The organism is Actinomycetospora sp., from assembly GCF_036497585.1.
Classification (GTDB): domain Bacteria; phylum Actinomycetota; class Actinomycetes; order Mycobacteriales; family Pseudonocardiaceae; genus Actinomycetospora.
In genome coordinates, this window is sequence record NZ_DASXJD010000037.1 from 43,322 (window position 1) to 58,858 (window position 15,537).

Annotated in this window: 20 protein-coding genes and 2 pseudogenes; 15 read left to right on the top strand and 7 right to left on the bottom strand. The window is 76.1% G+C overall.

Annotated elements, in window-relative coordinates:
- Positions 1–167: 167 nt before the first annotated feature.
- Together VGH76_RS03370 and VGH76_RS03375 are read left to right on the top strand one after the other, a co-directional pair.
- On the top strand, positions 168–395 hold the full coding sequence (locus VGH76_RS03370; protein ID WP_331555191.1) for a hypothetical protein: 228 nt from the start codon (positions 168–170) through the stop codon (positions 393–395).
- An 83-nt stretch (positions 396–478) separates the two neighbouring features.
- The gene (locus VGH76_RS03375; RefSeq protein ID WP_331555192.1) at positions 479–622 is read left to right on the top strand and encodes a hypothetical protein; all 144 of its coding nucleotides are present in this window, start codon (positions 479–481) and stop codon (positions 620–622) included.
- Positions 623–652: 30 nt separating this feature from the next.
- Here the strand turns inward: VGH76_RS03375 and VGH76_RS03380 are convergent, their stop codons facing one another.
- From VGH76_RS03380 to VGH76_RS03390, 3 genes are all read right to left on the bottom strand, one after another.
- Positions 653–952 carry a hypothetical protein gene (locus VGH76_RS03380; RefSeq protein ID WP_331555193.1) on the bottom strand — a complete coding sequence of 100 codons (300 nt, stop codon included), beginning with the start codon at positions 950–952 and terminating at the stop codon, positions 653–655.
- A gap of 20 nt (positions 953–972) precedes the next feature.
- A complete protein-coding gene (locus VGH76_RS03385; RefSeq protein ID WP_331555194.1) occupies positions 973–1,251 on the bottom strand; it encodes a hypothetical protein in 279 nt (92 codons plus the stop codon).
- 210 nt (positions 1,252–1,461) lie between these two features.
- Complete coding sequence (locus VGH76_RS03390; protein ID WP_331555195.1) at positions 1,462–1,695, bottom strand: hypothetical protein; 234 nt, start codon at positions 1,693–1,695, stop codon at positions 1,462–1,464.
- A 213-nt stretch (positions 1,696–1,908) separates the two neighbouring features.
- Between VGH76_RS03390 and VGH76_RS03395 the strand changes: the two are divergent.
- The 8 genes and pseudogenes from VGH76_RS03395 to VGH76_RS03430 all read left to right on the top strand — a co-directional run.
- Positions 1,909–2,163, top strand: a pseudogene (locus tag VGH76_RS03395) (DUF1003 domain-containing protein); the annotation flags it as partial.
- 156 nt (positions 2,164–2,319) lie between these two features.
- Positions 2,320–2,751, top strand: coding sequence for a hypothetical protein (locus tag VGH76_RS03400; RefSeq protein WP_331555197.1), 432 nt, complete (start codon positions 2,320–2,322; stop codon positions 2,749–2,751).
- Positions 2,748–3,164: a hypothetical protein gene (locus VGH76_RS03405; protein WP_414637659.1), complete on the top strand. Its 417-nt coding sequence runs from the start codon at positions 2,748–2,750 to the stop codon at positions 3,162–3,164. The genes VGH76_RS03400 and VGH76_RS03405 overlap by 4 nt, the downstream gene beginning before the upstream one ends.
- Before the next feature lie 430 nt (positions 3,165–3,594).
- Positions 3,595–3,942 (top strand): hypothetical protein, encoded by a 348-nt coding sequence (locus VGH76_RS03410; protein ID WP_414637660.1) that lies wholly within the window; start codon positions 3,595–3,597, stop codon positions 3,940–3,942.
- Positions 3,939–4,280 (top strand): cupin domain-containing protein, encoded by a 342-nt coding sequence (locus VGH76_RS03415; RefSeq protein WP_331555198.1) that lies wholly within the window; start codon positions 3,939–3,941, stop codon positions 4,278–4,280. Before VGH76_RS03410 ends, VGH76_RS03415 begins: the two co-directional genes overlap by 4 nt.
- 175 nt (positions 4,281–4,455) lie before the next feature.
- Complete coding sequence (locus tag VGH76_RS03420; RefSeq protein WP_331555199.1) at positions 4,456–4,761, top strand: DUF6544 family protein; 306 nt, start codon at positions 4,456–4,458, stop codon at positions 4,759–4,761.
- A 109-nt stretch (positions 4,762–4,870) separates the two neighbouring features.
- The gene (locus tag VGH76_RS03425; protein ID WP_331555200.1) at positions 4,871–6,262 is read left to right on the top strand and encodes a GAF domain-containing protein; all 1,392 of its coding nucleotides are present in this window, start codon (positions 4,871–4,873) and stop codon (positions 6,260–6,262) included.
- Positions 6,263–6,419: 157 nt separating this feature from the next.
- Positions 6,420–6,845 carry a pyridoxamine 5'-phosphate oxidase family protein gene (locus tag VGH76_RS03430; RefSeq protein WP_331555201.1) on the top strand — a complete coding sequence of 142 codons (426 nt, stop codon included), beginning with the start codon at positions 6,420–6,422 and terminating at the stop codon, positions 6,843–6,845.
- Positions 6,846–6,848: 3 nt separating this feature from the next.
- Here VGH76_RS03430 and VGH76_RS03435 read toward each other — a convergent pair whose 3' ends face one another.
- Positions 6,849–7,676, bottom strand: a complete 828-nt coding sequence (locus VGH76_RS03435; protein WP_331555202.1) for an ANTAR domain-containing protein — start codon at positions 7,674–7,676, stop codon at positions 6,849–6,851.
- A gap of 45 nt (positions 7,677–7,721) precedes the next feature.
- The gene (locus VGH76_RS03440; RefSeq protein WP_331555203.1) at positions 7,722–8,090 is read right to left on the bottom strand and encodes a VOC family protein; all 369 of its coding nucleotides are present in this window, start codon (positions 8,088–8,090) and stop codon (positions 7,722–7,724) included.
- Between the two features lie 234 nt (positions 8,091–8,324).
- Here VGH76_RS03440 and VGH76_RS03445 point away from each other — a divergent pair, with 234 nt between their 5' ends.
- From VGH76_RS03445 to VGH76_RS03460, 3 genes and pseudogenes are all read left to right on the top strand, one after another.
- Positions 8,325–8,912, top strand: a complete 588-nt coding sequence (locus tag VGH76_RS03445) for a hypothetical protein (RefSeq protein WP_331555204.1) — start codon at positions 8,325–8,327, stop codon at positions 8,910–8,912.
- Between the two features lie 19 nt (positions 8,913–8,931).
- Positions 8,932–10,425: pseudogene (locus tag VGH76_RS27885) on the top strand (FAD-dependent monooxygenase).
- Between the two features lie 77 nt (positions 10,426–10,502).
- Positions 10,503–11,270, top strand: a complete 768-nt coding sequence (locus VGH76_RS03460) for a hypothetical protein (protein ID WP_331555205.1) — start codon at positions 10,503–10,505, stop codon at positions 11,268–11,270.
- Here VGH76_RS03460 and VGH76_RS03465 read toward each other — a convergent pair.
- Positions 11,239–12,228 carry a universal stress protein gene (locus tag VGH76_RS03465; protein ID WP_331555206.1) on the bottom strand — a complete coding sequence of 330 codons (990 nt, stop codon included), beginning with the start codon at positions 12,226–12,228 and terminating at the stop codon, positions 11,239–11,241. The two genes, VGH76_RS03460 and VGH76_RS03465, sit on opposite strands and share 32 nt — an antisense overlap.
- 338 nt (positions 12,229–12,566) lie before the next feature.
- Here VGH76_RS03465 and VGH76_RS03470 point away from each other — a divergent pair, with 338 nt between their 5' ends.
- Complete coding sequence (locus tag VGH76_RS03470; RefSeq protein ID WP_331555207.1) at positions 12,567–13,430, top strand: universal stress protein; 864 nt, start codon at positions 12,567–12,569, stop codon at positions 13,428–13,430.
- Positions 13,427–14,302 (top strand): universal stress protein, encoded by an 876-nt coding sequence (locus VGH76_RS03475; RefSeq protein ID WP_331555208.1) that lies wholly within the window; start codon positions 13,427–13,429, stop codon positions 14,300–14,302. The genes VGH76_RS03470 and VGH76_RS03475 overlap by 4 nt, the downstream gene beginning before the upstream one ends.
- A gap of 5 nt (positions 14,303–14,307) precedes the next feature.
- Here the strand turns inward: VGH76_RS03475 and VGH76_RS03480 are convergent.
- Positions 14,308–15,537: DUF4010 domain-containing protein (locus VGH76_RS03480; RefSeq protein ID WP_331555209.1), on the bottom strand; the 1,230-nt coding region annotated here is incomplete at its 5' end.

Here is a 15,537-nt window from a genome sequence, read left to right on the forward strand (position 1 = left end):
CGCGCGCCGGGGCGTCGTCCTCGTCGACACCGGCCCCCCCCCGCGCCCGACCCCGGTCGTGCTCGCCACTACCGGGGCGCCCGGCAAGGTCCCTCGCCGCCGCCGGGAAGGCCGACGTCGACTACTTCCGGGCGCCCGACGGGAACTGGACCCCGAGCCTCGTCCGGATGTCCGCCCGGGACGGCATGCAGCCCCTCGGCTGGACGGTCGACCCGCGCGACTGGAGCCGCCCCGGCACCGAGGCCATCGTCCGCATCGTCGAGGCGCAGGTGCGCCCCGGCGCGGTCATCCTCTTCCACGACGGCGGCGGCCCGCGGGACCAGACCGTGCAGGCGGTCACGCAGCTCATCCCCTGGCTGCGCGCCCACGGCTACTCGTTCGTCCTCCCGAGCTGACCCGACGCCGCCACGCCAGGGCCCTCCGGGGTCGATCATCCGGCCGATCGTCGGGTGTGTTCGGACGCTGGTCGATGGCCCGGGTGAGCGAGGACGGCGAGCCCGACATCCCGCTGCTGATGAACCGGGACAAGGGCGGCATCAGCGCGGCGGCAGGTCGTCCCACGACGCCGGAGCAGGACGCCCTCCTCGACCAGCTGCGGGACCTCGCCCGCCAGCCCGCCTGACCCGGCACCCACGTCGTCGCAGACAGGGGGTCACCCCTCGAGCAGCTCGATCAGCTCGGTCGCGAGATCCCCGGCGCTGCGGTCGCCCTGGGTCAGCAGCAGCGCGACGACGGCGTACCCGTGCGTCCGGTACTCCTGCCGCGTGAGAGCGGCGAGCCTGGTCCGGTCCGCGAGCGGTTCGGCGTGGTCCAGGAGCGCGAGGAGCACCTCGTCGCGCACCCCGAGGTCGCGCCAGGCGAGGAGCTCGGCGACGGTCGCCGCGGCGAGTCGGTGCACACCCTCGCGATCCGCGGTGTCGTGCTCCCGGTCCTCCTGCGGATCGGCCGACACGGTCGGTCCCCGCCCCGCGCTCAGCCGGGCCGGCGGGCCCCGGGCGCCGGCGGGTCGGTCTCGAGGACCGCCCGGACGGCCGTCACGTCGCGGGCGATCGCCGTGAACACCGCCTGCACCGTGGTGTCGGCCGCGAGCCAGTCCGCGAGCCGGCGGCCGGCCGCGTCGTCCCCGTGCTCGGCGAGCACCACGAGCTCGACGAGCTCGTCCCGCCAGATCGTGGCGCGCTCGATGCGCAGCAGCCCGTCCGCGTCGCGGGTCCAGCCGCTGGGCGCGCTGCTGGAGGCCGTGATGGTCATGGTCACCTCGGTGTGGTCGTCGTCCGTCGGGACCCGGAGCCGGCCCGACCGTGTCGGACCGCCCGCTCGGGCTGCCGCCATCAACGTCCCGGGCGGACCCTGCCGCCAGACCCGCCACGGCCCGTCGCCCACCGCCGAAGGTCCCCATCCGGACGTCTCGCCACGAAGCACCACGTGTCCTGCACCACCACGACGGGAGGGCGGGGACGATCAACGATGCGCCCGGGGCCTCACGATCTCGGCCGCCAGGTCCCCGAGACCGCGGTAGATGCGGCCCGGGACCGCCAACAGGAGGAACCGGGTGCGTCGGTCGACGCCCCAGCGGTCCGCCTCGGCCACCAGCTCCCAGCGGTGCGCCGGCAACGTCACGTCCGCGAGCACCGGGCGGAGCCGGGCGCGCACCTCGTCGACCGGTCTCCCGGAGAGCCCGGACTGATCGCACACGACGGACCGGGAGGACGACCGTGACGGAGGTGCGCCCCGCACCCGTGGCCCCCGACGCCGGGCCGCCCCCGGGGCCCGTCGCGCCCCCCGCCGACCGCCACTCCGCCAACCGGGTCCGCCACGGCGGGGCCACGATGGGCGAGCGGGTGGCCGACCGCGTGACGGCGCGCTTCGGCTCGTGGACGTTCATCCTGGCGCAGTCGGCGGCCATCGGTGATCTGGATCGCCGCGAACGTCGTCGGGATCCTGCGGGCCTGGGACCCGTACCCGTTCATCCTGCTCAACCTGCTGTTCTCGACCCAGGCCGCCTACGCCGCGCCGCTGATCCTGCTGTCGCAGAATCGCCAGGCCGAGCGGGACCGGGTCAAGGCCGAGCACGACTACGCGGTCAACCAGCTCGCCCTCCAGTTCCTCATCGCCTGGCACCGGGACGCACATCCCCCGGATGTACCTGCGTCCGGGACGTGAGCGCCGACGCCGACCGCCTGCTCGCCTCCTTCGGCGGGCGGGGACCCGGTCACCCGGTCGTCGTGACCTGATGGGGTTCGCGGTGACGTTCTGGGCCTGGGCGTGTTCGGCGCCGGCATGGGCGGCACCGCTATCGCGGCCTCCTCCACGGTCGGCTTGAGCCCCGCGGACCGGGCCGACCGGCCGGTGGGCGGCTGTCTCTCCGACAGGCTCGACCCCGTCAGGGTGCTGCTCGCGTCCTACGCCGCCGCTACGGTCCTGGCCGTGCTCGCGGCGCTGCAGCTCACCCTGGTCCCGGTCGCGACGACGGCGTTCCTCGGCATCGGGCTCGGCACCGGGGCGGTCGTCGCGCTCGTGGCACGCCTGGTGCCGGCCGACCGCATCCGGACGGTCACCGGCGTCGTCGGGGCGGCCGGCGGGCTCGGCGGGTTCTTCCCGCCCCTGGTGATGGGCTCGGTGTACGGGCTGACCGGCAGCTGCTTCGTCGGCTTCCTGCTGCTGGCCGCGACGGCCGCGACCGCCGCCGCCCTGACGGCCACGTCGGTGCGCCACCGCCCCGCCGCCCCGGCAGGAGGCGAGGTTCCGTGAACGTCCTCGTGGGGGCCGTGGCGTCCGTGTGGTTCGGCATGGTCGCCGCGATCTCCTTCGTGGAGGCCCCGCTGAGGTTCCGGGCGCCGGGGGTGACGCTGGCGATCGGTCTCGGGATCGGTCGCCGCGTGTTCGCGGCGCTGAACCGGATCGAGGTCGTCCTCGCCGCGGTGGTCGTCCCGGCCGCCGTGCTCGACGCCCACCCGCTCGCGCTGGTGGTGGCCGGCGCCGTGGCGGTCGCGGCGCTCGCCGCCCAGCTCGTCGCCGTCCGCCCCTTCCTCACCCGTCGCTCGGACCGGGTGCTGGCGGGCGAGACCGACGGCCCGCGCTCGCACGCCCACTTCGTCTACGTCGGCCTCGAGGTGGTCAAGATCGGCGCCCTGGCCGTCCTCGCCGTCGTCGCGCTCACGTGAGGGCACGACCGGTCGCGACGGGTGACCACGACCCGCCGGTGGCGATGGACCCCGTCGTCGCCCTGCGGCGTGGTGCCGATGAACTCCGACGCCTGCACGACCAGGTCCCCGCTGGGACCTGGTCGTCGCGCGGGCTGCTCGTCACCCGGCGCCGCGATCGTCGCCGAGGACGCGGGCGGGAACAGCGAGCGCCGCGGCCGCCACCACCGTCTCCGGCGAGGCCGCCGTCGCATTCGCCTCGCTCGTGCTCGAGCGCGTCCGAACGGACCCGGGGCCCGGCCGCTCCTGACGCTCGTCCGGATCGGGTCGGATGGCCCGGATCTCGGGACCAGCGGCCGCTACTCGGCGTGGTCATCCGCTGGAAACGTTGTCTGGCGTGCTGCGGAGCCGCAGCGCCCGGCGCCGCCGGGCCCGAGAGAGGAGTTCCGCCGTGACTGATCTGCTCGCGTCCCCCGGCGCAGGCGGGGCGACCGACGGCCCGGTGGCCGACCTGCTGGTCAAGGCCGGACGGTTCTTCACCCGCCGGGAGGTCTCTCCGGACCTCCGCACGGAGCACCTGCGCGGGGGCCGCGACGGCGACGTCTTCTACCGCGACCTGGGTGACCCGGTGCTGGCTTGGGCCGACGTGGTGGGCGACCCGGAGTGGCGCCGCGCCTACCAGCGGGCGCGCGGCAAGGGCGGCCACGTGCGCGTCTCGTGGTCCGAGGCGGTGGAGATGGTCGCCGCCGACGTCGCCGCCCGCGCGGCCGAGCGCGGCGACGGCGCGGCGGGGATGTGAGGACGGTGCAGAAGCTCTCGTTGGACGCCCTCGCCCGGGAACAGCTCGAGCGTGCCGTGGCGTCGAGCAGCGGGCGTGCGGCACGCACCGTGTTCGGCGGACACGAGCACCTGCTCCGCCAGACCCTGATGGCGATCACCCGGGGCGCCGTGATGGCCGAGCACGACAGCCCCGGGGAGGCCACCCTGCAGGTGCGGTCCGGCCGCGTCCGACTCACCGCCGGCGACGACACCTGGGACGGCCGCTCCGGTGACCTGCTCATCATCCCGGCGATACCCCACGCCCTCGAGGCCCTGGAGGACAGCGTCGTGCTCCTCACCGTCGTCAAGCGTCCCTGAGGTCGGCGAGGCCCGAGGGGTCAGGTCTCGGCCACCCCGTCGAGACCCGGCTGCTCGAGGCTCCCCGGCCGGGGGATTCGGCGAGCAGGATCTCGACGGGCTGCGTCCCCGTCGCGCGGGACGAGGGCGCGGACGTCTCGCGCTCCGCGGCGGGTCGCGCCGCCGCGGAGGCTTTGTGGGGACCTCGGAGGGCCCGGACACCGCCACGTACCACTACGACCTCGACGGCCTCCCGCAGTCGGTGACCTACCGGATCGACCGCCTCGGGCAGGTCACGTCCCTGGTCCTCGACCGCTGGGGAGACCCGGACGGCACCGGGACCTGGGCCCGGCACCGCTTCGGCGGGCACATCACCGCGTACCGCCGGTGGGGCGACGTCCTCCTCCCCGCGTCCGGGCTGATCGGCTGGGACGTCGACACCGAACGGTGGCCGCAGGGCGCCTTCTTCGACTTCTCCGTCACCGACGCCCGATTCTGCTGAGGTCGCACCGCCCTTCCCGGTGAATTCTCTTCGCCGGTGGACACCGTCATCTGTCGCGCGAACGGCGGCCGGTGCACGGTGGAGAAGGGGTAGGTGAGGGAGGGTCGCGATGGCTCAGGACCGTGACGACGAGGCGGGGCCGGTCTCCTCCGACGGCGCGGCCGGGCCCGGCGACGAGGGCGACCCGACGACAACCCTGCACTTCCCGGCCCTGGCCCGTCTCGAGCTCGACGAGCTGCTCGACCAGGTCATCACCCGTGCCGAGGAGGTCCGGTCGACCCAGGGGCGGCTGCGCGGCCTGTTGAAGGCCACCCAGTACGTCGCGGCCGACCTCGACCTCGACGAGGTGCTCACGCGGCTCGTGGACGCCGCCCGCGAGCTCCTCGGCTCCCGCTGGGCGGCGTTGGGGTTGCTCCACGACGGCCTGATGACGCAGGTGGTGCACCGCGACGGCGACCTGCCCCTGGTGGAGATGCTGCGCCGGCTGCCGGCCGACACCGGGGTGCTGGGGTGGCGCGTGGACGACCCCCGCAGCGCCCGGATCGACGACCTCGCCTCCCACCCCGACGCGCTCGAGCAGGTCCGATCCCACGAGCCCCCGATCCGCTCGTTCCTCCGGGCACCGGTGCGCGCGGGCACCGTCACCTACGGCAACCTCTACCTCGCCGACGAGCGGACCAGCGCGTTCGGCGAGGACGACGAACAGCTCGTCGTGGCCCTCGCGGCCGCCGCAGCCGTCGCCGTGCAGAACGCCGTGCTGCTCGAGCGGGCCCAGCGCCAGCAACGCTGGAACCAGGCCGGCACCGACCTGGCCCGACGCTTGCTCCGCGACGACGTGGAACTCGGCGAGGCGTGGCAGGCGCTGCTGGAGGTGGCCGTCGACGTCGCCGGCGCCGACTCGGCCACCCTGACCGCCATCGACGCCGACGAGCCGGACCGCGTCGACGTGATGGGCGCCGCGGGAGCGCTCGAGCCGCTGCGCGGCCAGCGGATCCCCGACGGCAAGTCGGTCACCCGGGCCGTGCTCGACACCGGCCAACCGGTGATCGTCCGGGACGCGGCCTCCGACCCCCGCACGGCGACGCTCGCCGAGCACGCCCCCGGCGTCGTCGCGGTGCTCGCCGCGCCGTTGCCGCCGATCCACGACAACGAAGCGGCCCTGCCAACGGTACTGAGCCTGACCCGCACCGCCGACCAGCCCTCCTTCCGCGAGCTCGAGACCGAGATGGTGCACGGGTTCGCGACCCAGGCCGCCACCACCCTGGCCCTGGCGCGAGCACGCCACGACCGGGAGCGCGTCCACCGTCTCGAGGATCGCGAACGAGCCCTGGAAGGGCTGCAGCAGACGGTGTTCTCCCAGCTCCAGCGCAGCAGCCTGACCCTGGCCAACGTCGCCGGCCAGGTCGAGAAGCGCTTCCGGGACATGCTCCTCGACCAGATCGACGTCTTCGAGACCCTCACCCGCACGATCCGCGACACCATGTTCGACGTCCCGCGGTGACGTCGGGCGCCGTCACACCGGTCCTTGGTCGGTGAGGACCGGGACCAACGTCCGGGACTTCCGGTCGACACGGCACTGACGCCGTGGGTCACCCGGGCCCAGCGTGACCGGACGGCCGACCGGTCGGGAGCTCACGCGTCAGGGACGGGGCACACGCATGATCGGGACCCGCGAGGTCGAGGCGCTGCCCGCGGCCCAGTGCCTCCAGTTGCTCGAGACCGCCCCGATCGGCCGACTGGTGTTCACCGAGCACGCGCTCCCGGCCGTGCACCCGGTGAACTTCGTGCGGCACGAGGATTCGATCGTCATCCGCACCGGACCCGGGCCGAAGCTGGAGGCCGCGGTGCGCGGTGACGTGGTCGCCTTCGAGGCCGATCACATCGATCCCGCCTCGCACACCGGGTGGAGCGTGCTCGTCATCGGCCGTGCCGCCGTGGTCGACGACGTGGAGGAGCTGCTCGCCGTCCTCGACGTCCGACGTCGGCCCTGGGTCACGGGGCGAGGCGGACACGTCATCCGCGTCAGCGCCGACCGGATCACCGGGCGACGCCTCGTGCTCGACCCGGTCGAGCCCCCGGAGTGATGCTCAGAGCTCGGCGCGTCGCGTCGCGATGGCCGTCGCGATGTCCCGCAGCTTGACGTTCAGGTCCTGGGAGGCACGACGCATGATGTCGAAGGCCTCGTCCGCGCTGGTGTGGCGGCGCTGCATCAGCATGCCCTTGGCCTGGCCGATCACGTCCCGCGACTGCAGGGCCTCGCGCAGCTGGGTGGTGCGGAGCTGCTCGGCCTCCAGGTTGCGCGCCCAGTGCAGCGCGACCGCGGCGTGCGCGGCCAGGAGCAGCATGGCGTCGCGGTCGACCTCCGTGACACCCGGGCCCCGGAAGTAGAAGTTGAGGGCTCCGAGGCGTGGTGGCTCACCGCCGGGGAACATACCCGTCGAGCACACGGCGACCATGCCGAGCTCGACGACGCGGGGTCCGAAGCGAGGGTAGCGGGCGTCGTTCGCCAGGTCCTCGCAGATGCTGAAGCCTGAGCCCGAGAGCGCGGTGGCCTCCACGCACGGGCCCTCGCCGGTCTCGTACTGGATGTGGTCAGCGCGCGTGGCCAACGGGTCGGTCTCGACCGGGGTGTGGAACCGGCCGTCGGTCTCCCGCAGGGTCACCGAGATCATGTCGGCGGCGGGGACCAGGGACTGCGCCCGGTGCACCACGCGCTCGAGCACCCCGACCACGCCGGTCTCCGCGGGCACGGTGAACAGCTCGTGGCTCAGGGCCACGAACTCGGCGGCCAGCGGCCCGAGGTCGGGCTCGCCGCCCCGGCCTCCCCCGCCGCTGGGCGGACCGGGCCGGCCGGCGTGCGCGTCGTGGTCGACGAATCGTCGCCGGGCCGCCGCCCACTCACGCTCCGAAGGCACGATCGGCGTTTCTACCCGCTCGGGGCGGCGGCGCACCACCCGGCGTCAGCCCCGCGCGGGGGCGGGCTGCTGCTCGAAGAGGCCGACCATGTTGCCGTCGAGGTCGGCGAGCATCGCGCACATCCCCGCCTCGCCGATCGGGGTGGGTTCCATGATGCGGCGAGCGCCGAGCTTCTCCGCGCGGGCCAGGGTCTCGTCGAGATCCTCGACGCCGACGTAGAAGGTCACCCAGGACGGGACCCCCAGGGGCGCCTGCACGATCCCGCCCCCGATGCCGGCTCCGCTGCCGGTGTCGACCAGGGCGTAGCCGTCGGCGCCGAGCTCGGCGGTCCACCCGAACAGCTCGGTGTAGAAGTCGCGGGACCGGGCGGCGTCGCTGCCGCCGATCTCGAAGTGGATGACGGGGTTCCCCATGGCGACGGCCTCCTCGGACACGCGGTTCGACGACGTCGAGGAAGCCACGGCCCCGCTGCCGTCCCCAGGGGTCGGACGGACCTGATGGCGCGGCCGATGGTCACGTCGCCGGCACCTCCGCAGGCGGCGGTCGGGGGCAAGACACGAACGACCCGGAGACGGAGGTCGCCCTACCTGCCCGCGCAGGCCCCGGGACCGGTGCCGCCCCGGCCGCGCGACGGGCATCGTGGACGGATGACGCGCGGTCGGGGAGGCGACGAGGTGGACACCCAGACACCACTGCCGGTCCGCGTCGCGGTGCCGGCCGTGCTGCGCTGTGCGATCGAGGTGCTCCGGCTCCTGGCCGGCCACCGCCTGCGCCTGCCCCGACGCCGGGTGGGCACTGTCCTGTGGTTCGCCGACGGCACCTCCGCCCGGATCTACCGCGAGACGGTCGTCGAGGGCCGCGCGGCCCGGGAGCCGTGCGCGCTCGTCGTCCGCTTCCGGCTCCGCGGCGTCCGCGGAATCGGGCACAGCCTGTTCCGGGCCGAGAGCCTGCTCAACACCCCGCTGTTCGCCGGCTTCCCCGGCTTCGTGGCGAAGTGGTGGCTGGCCGCCGACGAGCGGGGCGTGTACCGCGGCCTGTACGAATGGGACGGCCCGGAGCGGGCGGAGCGCTACGCGCGGTGCCTGTGGTGGATCCTCGCGCTGGTCAGCGTGCGCGGCTCGATCGGCTACACCGTGCTCCCCGGCCGGCACCGCGACGAGCTGCTGCCCGCCACCTCGCCGTCGACGCCCTCCCTGGTGCGCGACGAGTGGTGGCACCCGGTCGCGGTCGGCTGAGGTGCCGGCCGATCTCCTCGTGGTCGGGGCCGGACCGACGGGCCTGGCGCTGGCGCTGCAGGCCCACGACCACGGCGCCCGGGTCCGCGTCGTCGAGCGCCGGACCGGTCGGCGCCCCTCCCGCGCGCTCGTCGTGCACCCGCGCACCCTCGAGCAGCTGCGCCCGCTCGGCGTGGTCCCCGCCCTCGCGGCCCGCGCCGACCGGGACCCCGAGGCCCGGCTCCACCTCGGCGCCCGAGAGGTCGCGGTCCGGATCGCGGACCTCGCCGTGCCCGGCACCGCGTTCGGTCACCCCTAGCTCCTGCGCCAGCGCGACGTCGAGGAGGTGCTCGCGGACGGCGTCGCCGCCCGCGGGATCCCCGTCGCGCACGGCACCGAGCTCGTCGGTCTGGCGCTCGGCGCCGACCGCGCGACCGCGGAGCTGGCCGGCCCCCGCGGGCGGCGGACCACCACCGCCACCCACGTCGTCGGGTGCGACGGGTCGGAGGGGCGGGTCCGCGTCCTGGCGGGGGTGGGCACCTCGGAGACGCGGTACCGGCAGGAGATCGTGCTCGCCGACGTCGAGCTCGACACCGACCTCGCCCCCGGGGTGGCGCACGTGGCGGCCGGACGGCGCGGGGTCGTCTTCGTGTTCGCCCTCGGGGAGCAGGCGAGCTGGCGGGTCCTGGGGACCTGCCGGCCGGGCGAGGGTGCCGACCTCGCCGCGCGCGGCGCCCTGCAGGGCCTCCTCGACGCCGGCGGCCTCGCGGGGTGCGTCACCGAGGTGGCCTGGCACACGCGCCTGCGGCTCGCCCGCCGCCTCGCGACGAGCTACCGGTCCGGTCCGGTGTTCCTCGCCGGCGACGCGGCCCACACCCACTCCCCCGCCGCCGCCCAGGGCATGAACCTCGGCCTGCAGGACGCCCTGAACCTGGGGTGGAAGCTCGCCCTCGCGCCCACCAGCAGCGAGCCGGACCGGCTGCTCGACTCCTACGTCACCGAGCGGCGCCCGATCGCGAGGATCTCGACCGCCCTCACCGACCAGGTCTTCCGCGGCGAGTCCTCACCCGCCCTGCCCGCCGCCCTCCTGCGCGGGGTGGGCGCGCCCCTCGCGGCCCCGCTCCTGCCGGTCGTGCTGCGACGGCGCACGCTGGTCGCTCCCGCGATGCGGCTGCTCTCCGGCCTGACGGTGCGCCACCGCGGCGGCCCGCTGTCCCTCGACGAGGGACCACGCGGTGCCGGTCCCCGGGCGGGCGACCGACTGCCGGACCGGGACGCCGTGGTCGACGGCCGCCGGGTGCGGGTCCACGACCTGGTCGCCACCCCCGGCGTGCACCTCCTGCTCGGGCGCGACACGCCTCCCCCGCCCCGGGACGTGACCCGGCGCGCGCTCACCGTGCACGTGCTCGAGGACCGGCCCGGGACCGCCGTCCTCGCCGTGCGTCCCGACGGCTACGTCGGCTACCGCGGCCGCGGCGACGACGCCGCCCATGCGACCCTGCGCGCGTGGCTCGACCGCGTCGGGGTGGTGTGACCGCGGGCCGCCCGGCCCGGGCACGACGGCCCCAACGGCTCTGCGGGCGCCGGCCCCGGCACCCACAGCCTGGCCCCATGGCCGATCCCCGACCGCCGCTCGACGCGGTCCTCAACCTCGCGCACTTCCATCGCGAGCACGAGCGCTTCTACGCCACCGCACCGTTGGAGACCGCGGTGCGGCTGCAGCGCCACGCCCGCACGCTGCACGCCCTCGCCGACCGGTGGCAGACGACCACGCCCGCCCCCGCCCGCGGCGGCAACCCCTACCAGGGCGCCGAGGACCTCAACAGCGAAGCGGCCATCGCCCTCGACGGGGCACTGTTCATGGAGGGCGAGGGCCGCCCGGTCGAGCTCTCGGCGATGATCGCCGAGCTGCGCACCGACGCCGAGGGCTTCGCCACCGGCGGCGAGTGGCTCGCGCACGCGATGGCGAGCAGCTGGGGAGTAGCCGCCGCCCTGCTCGAGGTCGACGCGCTCGCCGACGTCATGGGCGAGCGGCAGCGCATCATCACCAACGACTGGCTCGCCGCGCACGAGCAGTCCCTCGTCGCCCGGATGCTCGAGCGCGCCGCCGACATGCTCGACCGCGTCGACCTCACCCCGACGGCGCTGCGGGCCGACCTCGCGGCCGCCCGGGTCAGTCCCGGTCGCCTGCGGGCCGCGGCGGAGGTGATCGACCGGGCCGCCGACCTCTGTTGCGAGTCCTCGCGCCTCGTGCACGACAACGAGCGACGCTGGCGGGTCTTCCGGGAGCGGGCCGCCCTGCTCAGCGGGACGGGGCTCAGCGGGTCGGGGCCCAGCGGGTCGGGGCTCAGCGGGTCGCGGCCGCCGGCGGACGGGTAGCGGACTCCGGCTCTCGGGCCGACGTCGCCACCGGCACCACCGTGACCGGGCAGACCGCGTGCAGGACGCACCCGAGGCCGATCGAGCCGAGCAGGGTGCTGCGCAGGACCCCGCGCTCCCGGTGCCCGACGACGAGCAGGGCGGCGTCGCGGGCGGCCTCGGTGAGCGCGGCGGTGGGAGAGCCGAGCGCGCCGACCACCTCGACCGGAGGCAGCGCGGCGGTGTCCGGCCGCAGCGCCGCCAGCGTCTCGTCGACGAAGCCGCGTGCCCGGTCCACCTCGATCCGGCAGAGGTCCTGGGGCCACGGCGGGAGGTCGCCCCCGGCGGGCCAGGTGGCGTCCTCGGCCGGGTAGGCCACCACCGCCGTCACCGACGTCCCCCGTCGGGCCGCCTCCCGCACGGCGTGGACCAGCGCGGCCCGCGAGTCCCCACGGCCGTCGACCCCGACGACGACGCCGGCGCCGCCGGGCACGCTCACCGGCACGACCGTCACCGGACAGCTCGCGTGCAGCACGCTCGCCATCCCGACCGAGCCGAGCAGCACGCTCGAGACCGTCCCCAGCCCCCGGTGGCCCAGGACGAGCTCCACGGCATCCTTCGCGGCGTCGACGACCACCTCGGCCGGCCCCCCGATCACGGTGACGACGTCGGCCCGGGGCGCCTCGCCGTCCTCGCGGCGCACCTGGTGGACGACGTCGTCGAGCATCCCCCGCGCCATCCGCCGGGTCCGGTCGGCCGTCGCGGAGAGGGGCGCGAGCGGGAAGCCGGCCGCGGCCGCGACAGCCCGACCTTCGGGCCGGGGCGGCTCCACCGCGACGACCGCCTCCAGCCGCGTCCCCCGGCGTCGCGCGGACCGCGCGGCGAACAGGGCCGCCTCCCGGGAGCCCACCGAGCCGTCGAGGCCGACGACCACCGGGCGATCGGCTCGCGTCCCCCCGTCGATGTCCCCACCGTCCATCGGGTCGCTCCTCCTCGCACGCGCGTTTCTGGCGGCCTCCACGGTCGTCCGGTGGCCCGCCTCCGGACGAGGGCCGTTGGTCCTCCCGCGGCAGGTCGTCCCGGTGCTCCTCGTCCTCGTCCTGCGCTCGTCACCGTCGACCGTTCGGGCCACGACGGCGGGCCCTCCGGCTCTGCCGGCCCGGGCGGCGACGGCCGAGGCTCGGAACCCTCCGAGGAGGTGAGGCCGGTGTCCGGGGAGCTCGTGGTGGTCGAGTCGATGGTCGGCACGCAGGCGGTGGCGCAGGCCGTCGCCGACCGGCTGGGCTCGCGCCCGGCCACGACGGCGGAGCGGGCATCGTGACCGGCGCGGTCGTGGTCGGGGTCGCTCCGGAGGGCCGATCCGCGGCCGCCGTGCGCTGGGCCGCCGCGGAGGCCGGGGAGCGCGGGCTGCCGCTGCACCTCGTCAACGCCCTGGTGGTGCCCGCCGGGGCGATGCCCGGCGAGGTCTTCGCCGGCATCACCGCCGCCCGCGGTCTGCGTGCCCTGGCCGAGCGCGAGCTCGCGGAGATGACCCTCGCCGCCCGCGAGGTGGCGCCCGGCCTGACCGTCGGGTCCGTCGTGGTGCAGGGACCGACCATCGGCGTCCTGCGCGCCCGCGCCCGCACCGCCGACCTGCTCGTCCTCGGCAGCGACGGGCTCGGTCCGGTGACCGACCTGGTCCTCGGCGGGATTGCCCGCGGGGTGTGCGGGCACGTGCCGGGCCCGGTCGTCGTCGTGCCCGAGGGCTGCGACCCCGCCGTGCGCACCCGCGGCGACGGCCACGCCGCCGTCGTCGTCGGGGACGACGGCACGCCCGGGTCCTACCGGGCGCTGGGCTTCGCCGCCGAGCGCGCCCGCGCACGCTCGGCCCCGCTCGTCGTCGTGCGCTGCGGCGACCCGTGGGACGTCCCGCACGACGACCTGGTGCTCACCGACGGCGGTCCGCCGGCGGAGATCGTCGTGGCGCGGGAGCTGCCCGACCGCGTCCTCGCGCAGCGGTCGGTGGACGCGGAGATGGTGGTGCTCGGCGTGGGCGACCACGGCTGGTGGCATCCCCGGCGCCGGACGCGGCCGGGGGTCGTCCTGCGCTCCGCGTGCCCGGTGGCGGTCGTGCCCCCCGTCCCGGTGCCCGGGGCCGTCACGAGGAGCCCGGCGCACGCGTCGGCCGGGCGCGGGTCGTGAGCAGCCGCGACGTCGTCGCGGGGGTGCTGGTCGCCCTCGCGGTCGTCGTCTGGGTCGTGGGCGGCGTGGCCGAGGTCTTCCTCTCCACCCGGGCCACGGCGCTCGCCGTGGTGGTGCTCGGGCTGGCGGCCTGCCTGGTCGGCGGCTGGTGGATGCGCCCGATGCTCGGCGACCCGGCCGTCATGCGCCCGCTGGCCGCGCTCGGCGTGCTCGCGGCCCTCGCGGCGGGCGCCACGCTCGTCACCGGCAGCCTGGCGACCCTGCTCGTCCTGGTCCTGCTGACCGCGGCCCTGTGGGGGGCTGGCGACGGTGCACCACGCGAGTGCCCGCCGGCGCTGAGAGGAGGAACCATGCCCGAGGACGACACCCGGCGGCGCGTGGTGGTGGGGCTCGACGAGAGCACCGCCGCGCGGCACGCGCTGCGCCACGCGATCCGGGACGCCCGCGAGCGCGGGGCCGATCTCGAGGTGGTGACCGCCCTCGTCTCGCCCGAGCGCTGGGCCGTGCTCTACCGGGTCCCGTTCGTCGTCGACCGGGAGTCGGCGCACGCGAGTGCCCTCGCCACGGCCCGGGCGGTGGTCGAGGAGGTGCTGGCCGGCGACGCCGTCGAGCACCCGGGGCTCCCCGCCCCGGCGGTCGACGTCCGGGTGGAGTTCGGCGACCCGGGCCCGGTGCTCGCCGAGCGTGCCCGGGGCGCCGAGGTGCTCGTCCTGGGCCACCGGGGTCGCGGCGCCACCGGGACGGTCGTGCTCGGGTCGGTCGGGTGGTGGTGCCTGCGCCACGCGCCCTGTCCGGTGAGCGTGGTCCCGCCTCCCGTTGGGGCCCGGGATGTCCGGGTGCCTGCCGCCCGCGGCGCCTCGTCGACGTCCTGAGCCGGTCAGCGGACGAGCACGAGTGCGACGGTGACGGCCGCCGCGGGGGCGAGCAGCAGCAGCGCCAGCCGCACGGCGAACACCCGGCCGCCGGCGGCCGTGGCCAGCACGAGCTTCGCGACCGTGTTGGACGCCAGCGCCAGCCCGACCGCGGTGACCGCGGCGCCCACCGGGATCACCGCGGGCGCCAGGGTCGCGGCGGCGACCGCGGAGGCGTGGGCGTCGGCGAGCCCGCCGACGAGGGCCACCAGCATCACCCCTCCCCCACCCGCCAGGGCCGCGGCGGTGTGGGAGAGCAGCAGGAGCACGACCAGGACCACCGCGAGGGTGAGCGTGGCGGTCAGCGAGAGCGGGCGGGTCATGGGGCCGGCCTCGGGCTCGGAGGGCGGCGCGTCGTCGGTCGCGCCCTCGTCCGGAGCAGGCCCGGACGGCGACGCCCGGCGCCCGGCGCGCACCAGCCACGCGATCTCCGCGACGAGCACCAGCACTCCCGCAGCGGCCGCGGGCACCAGCCGCACGGCGACCGTCGGGGACGCGACCGCCACCACCGTCACCAGCTGCACCAGGGTGGCGACGCTGGCGGCGAGGACGGCGGGGAGCACCACCGTCCCGGACGCGGCGTGCCGGCGCCGGGCGAGCACGACCGTCGTCGCCGACGCCGAGACGAACCCGCCGAGGAACCCCACGACGAGCAGCCCGACCCGTTCCCCGAGGGCCCGGACCGCCACGTACCCGGCCCAGCCGATGACCGTGAGCACGACGACGAGCAGCCAGATTCGCGCCGGGTTGAGCACGCCGCCCGGCCCGAGCGGACGGTCGGGCAGCAGCGGGAGCACGACGAGGGCCACGACGAAGAGCCGCAGGGCGTCGGTGACGTCCTGGTCGGTGACCAGGTTGGTCGCGAAGCGGTGCAACGGGCGCTTGACGGCCAGGACCACCAGCAGGCCGACCCCAAGCGGGACGGCCCACGCCGGCTGCGCCCACGCCAGCGCCCCGAGCAGGAAGGTGCCCAGCGCCGCGACCTCGGTCGTCGTGCCGAGGTCGGGATCGGTCGTCGTCCGGGCCGCGACCACGTAGCCCACGACGACGAACACGACCACCGCGGCGAGGGCGACCACCAGCGCGGCCGTGCCGAGGGCGGCGGCGACCGCGCCCACCAGGGCGATGAGCGCGAAGGTCCGCGCGCCGGCGGTCAGCTTCGGCCGGGTCTCCCGGCCGCTGCGCTCACGCTCCAG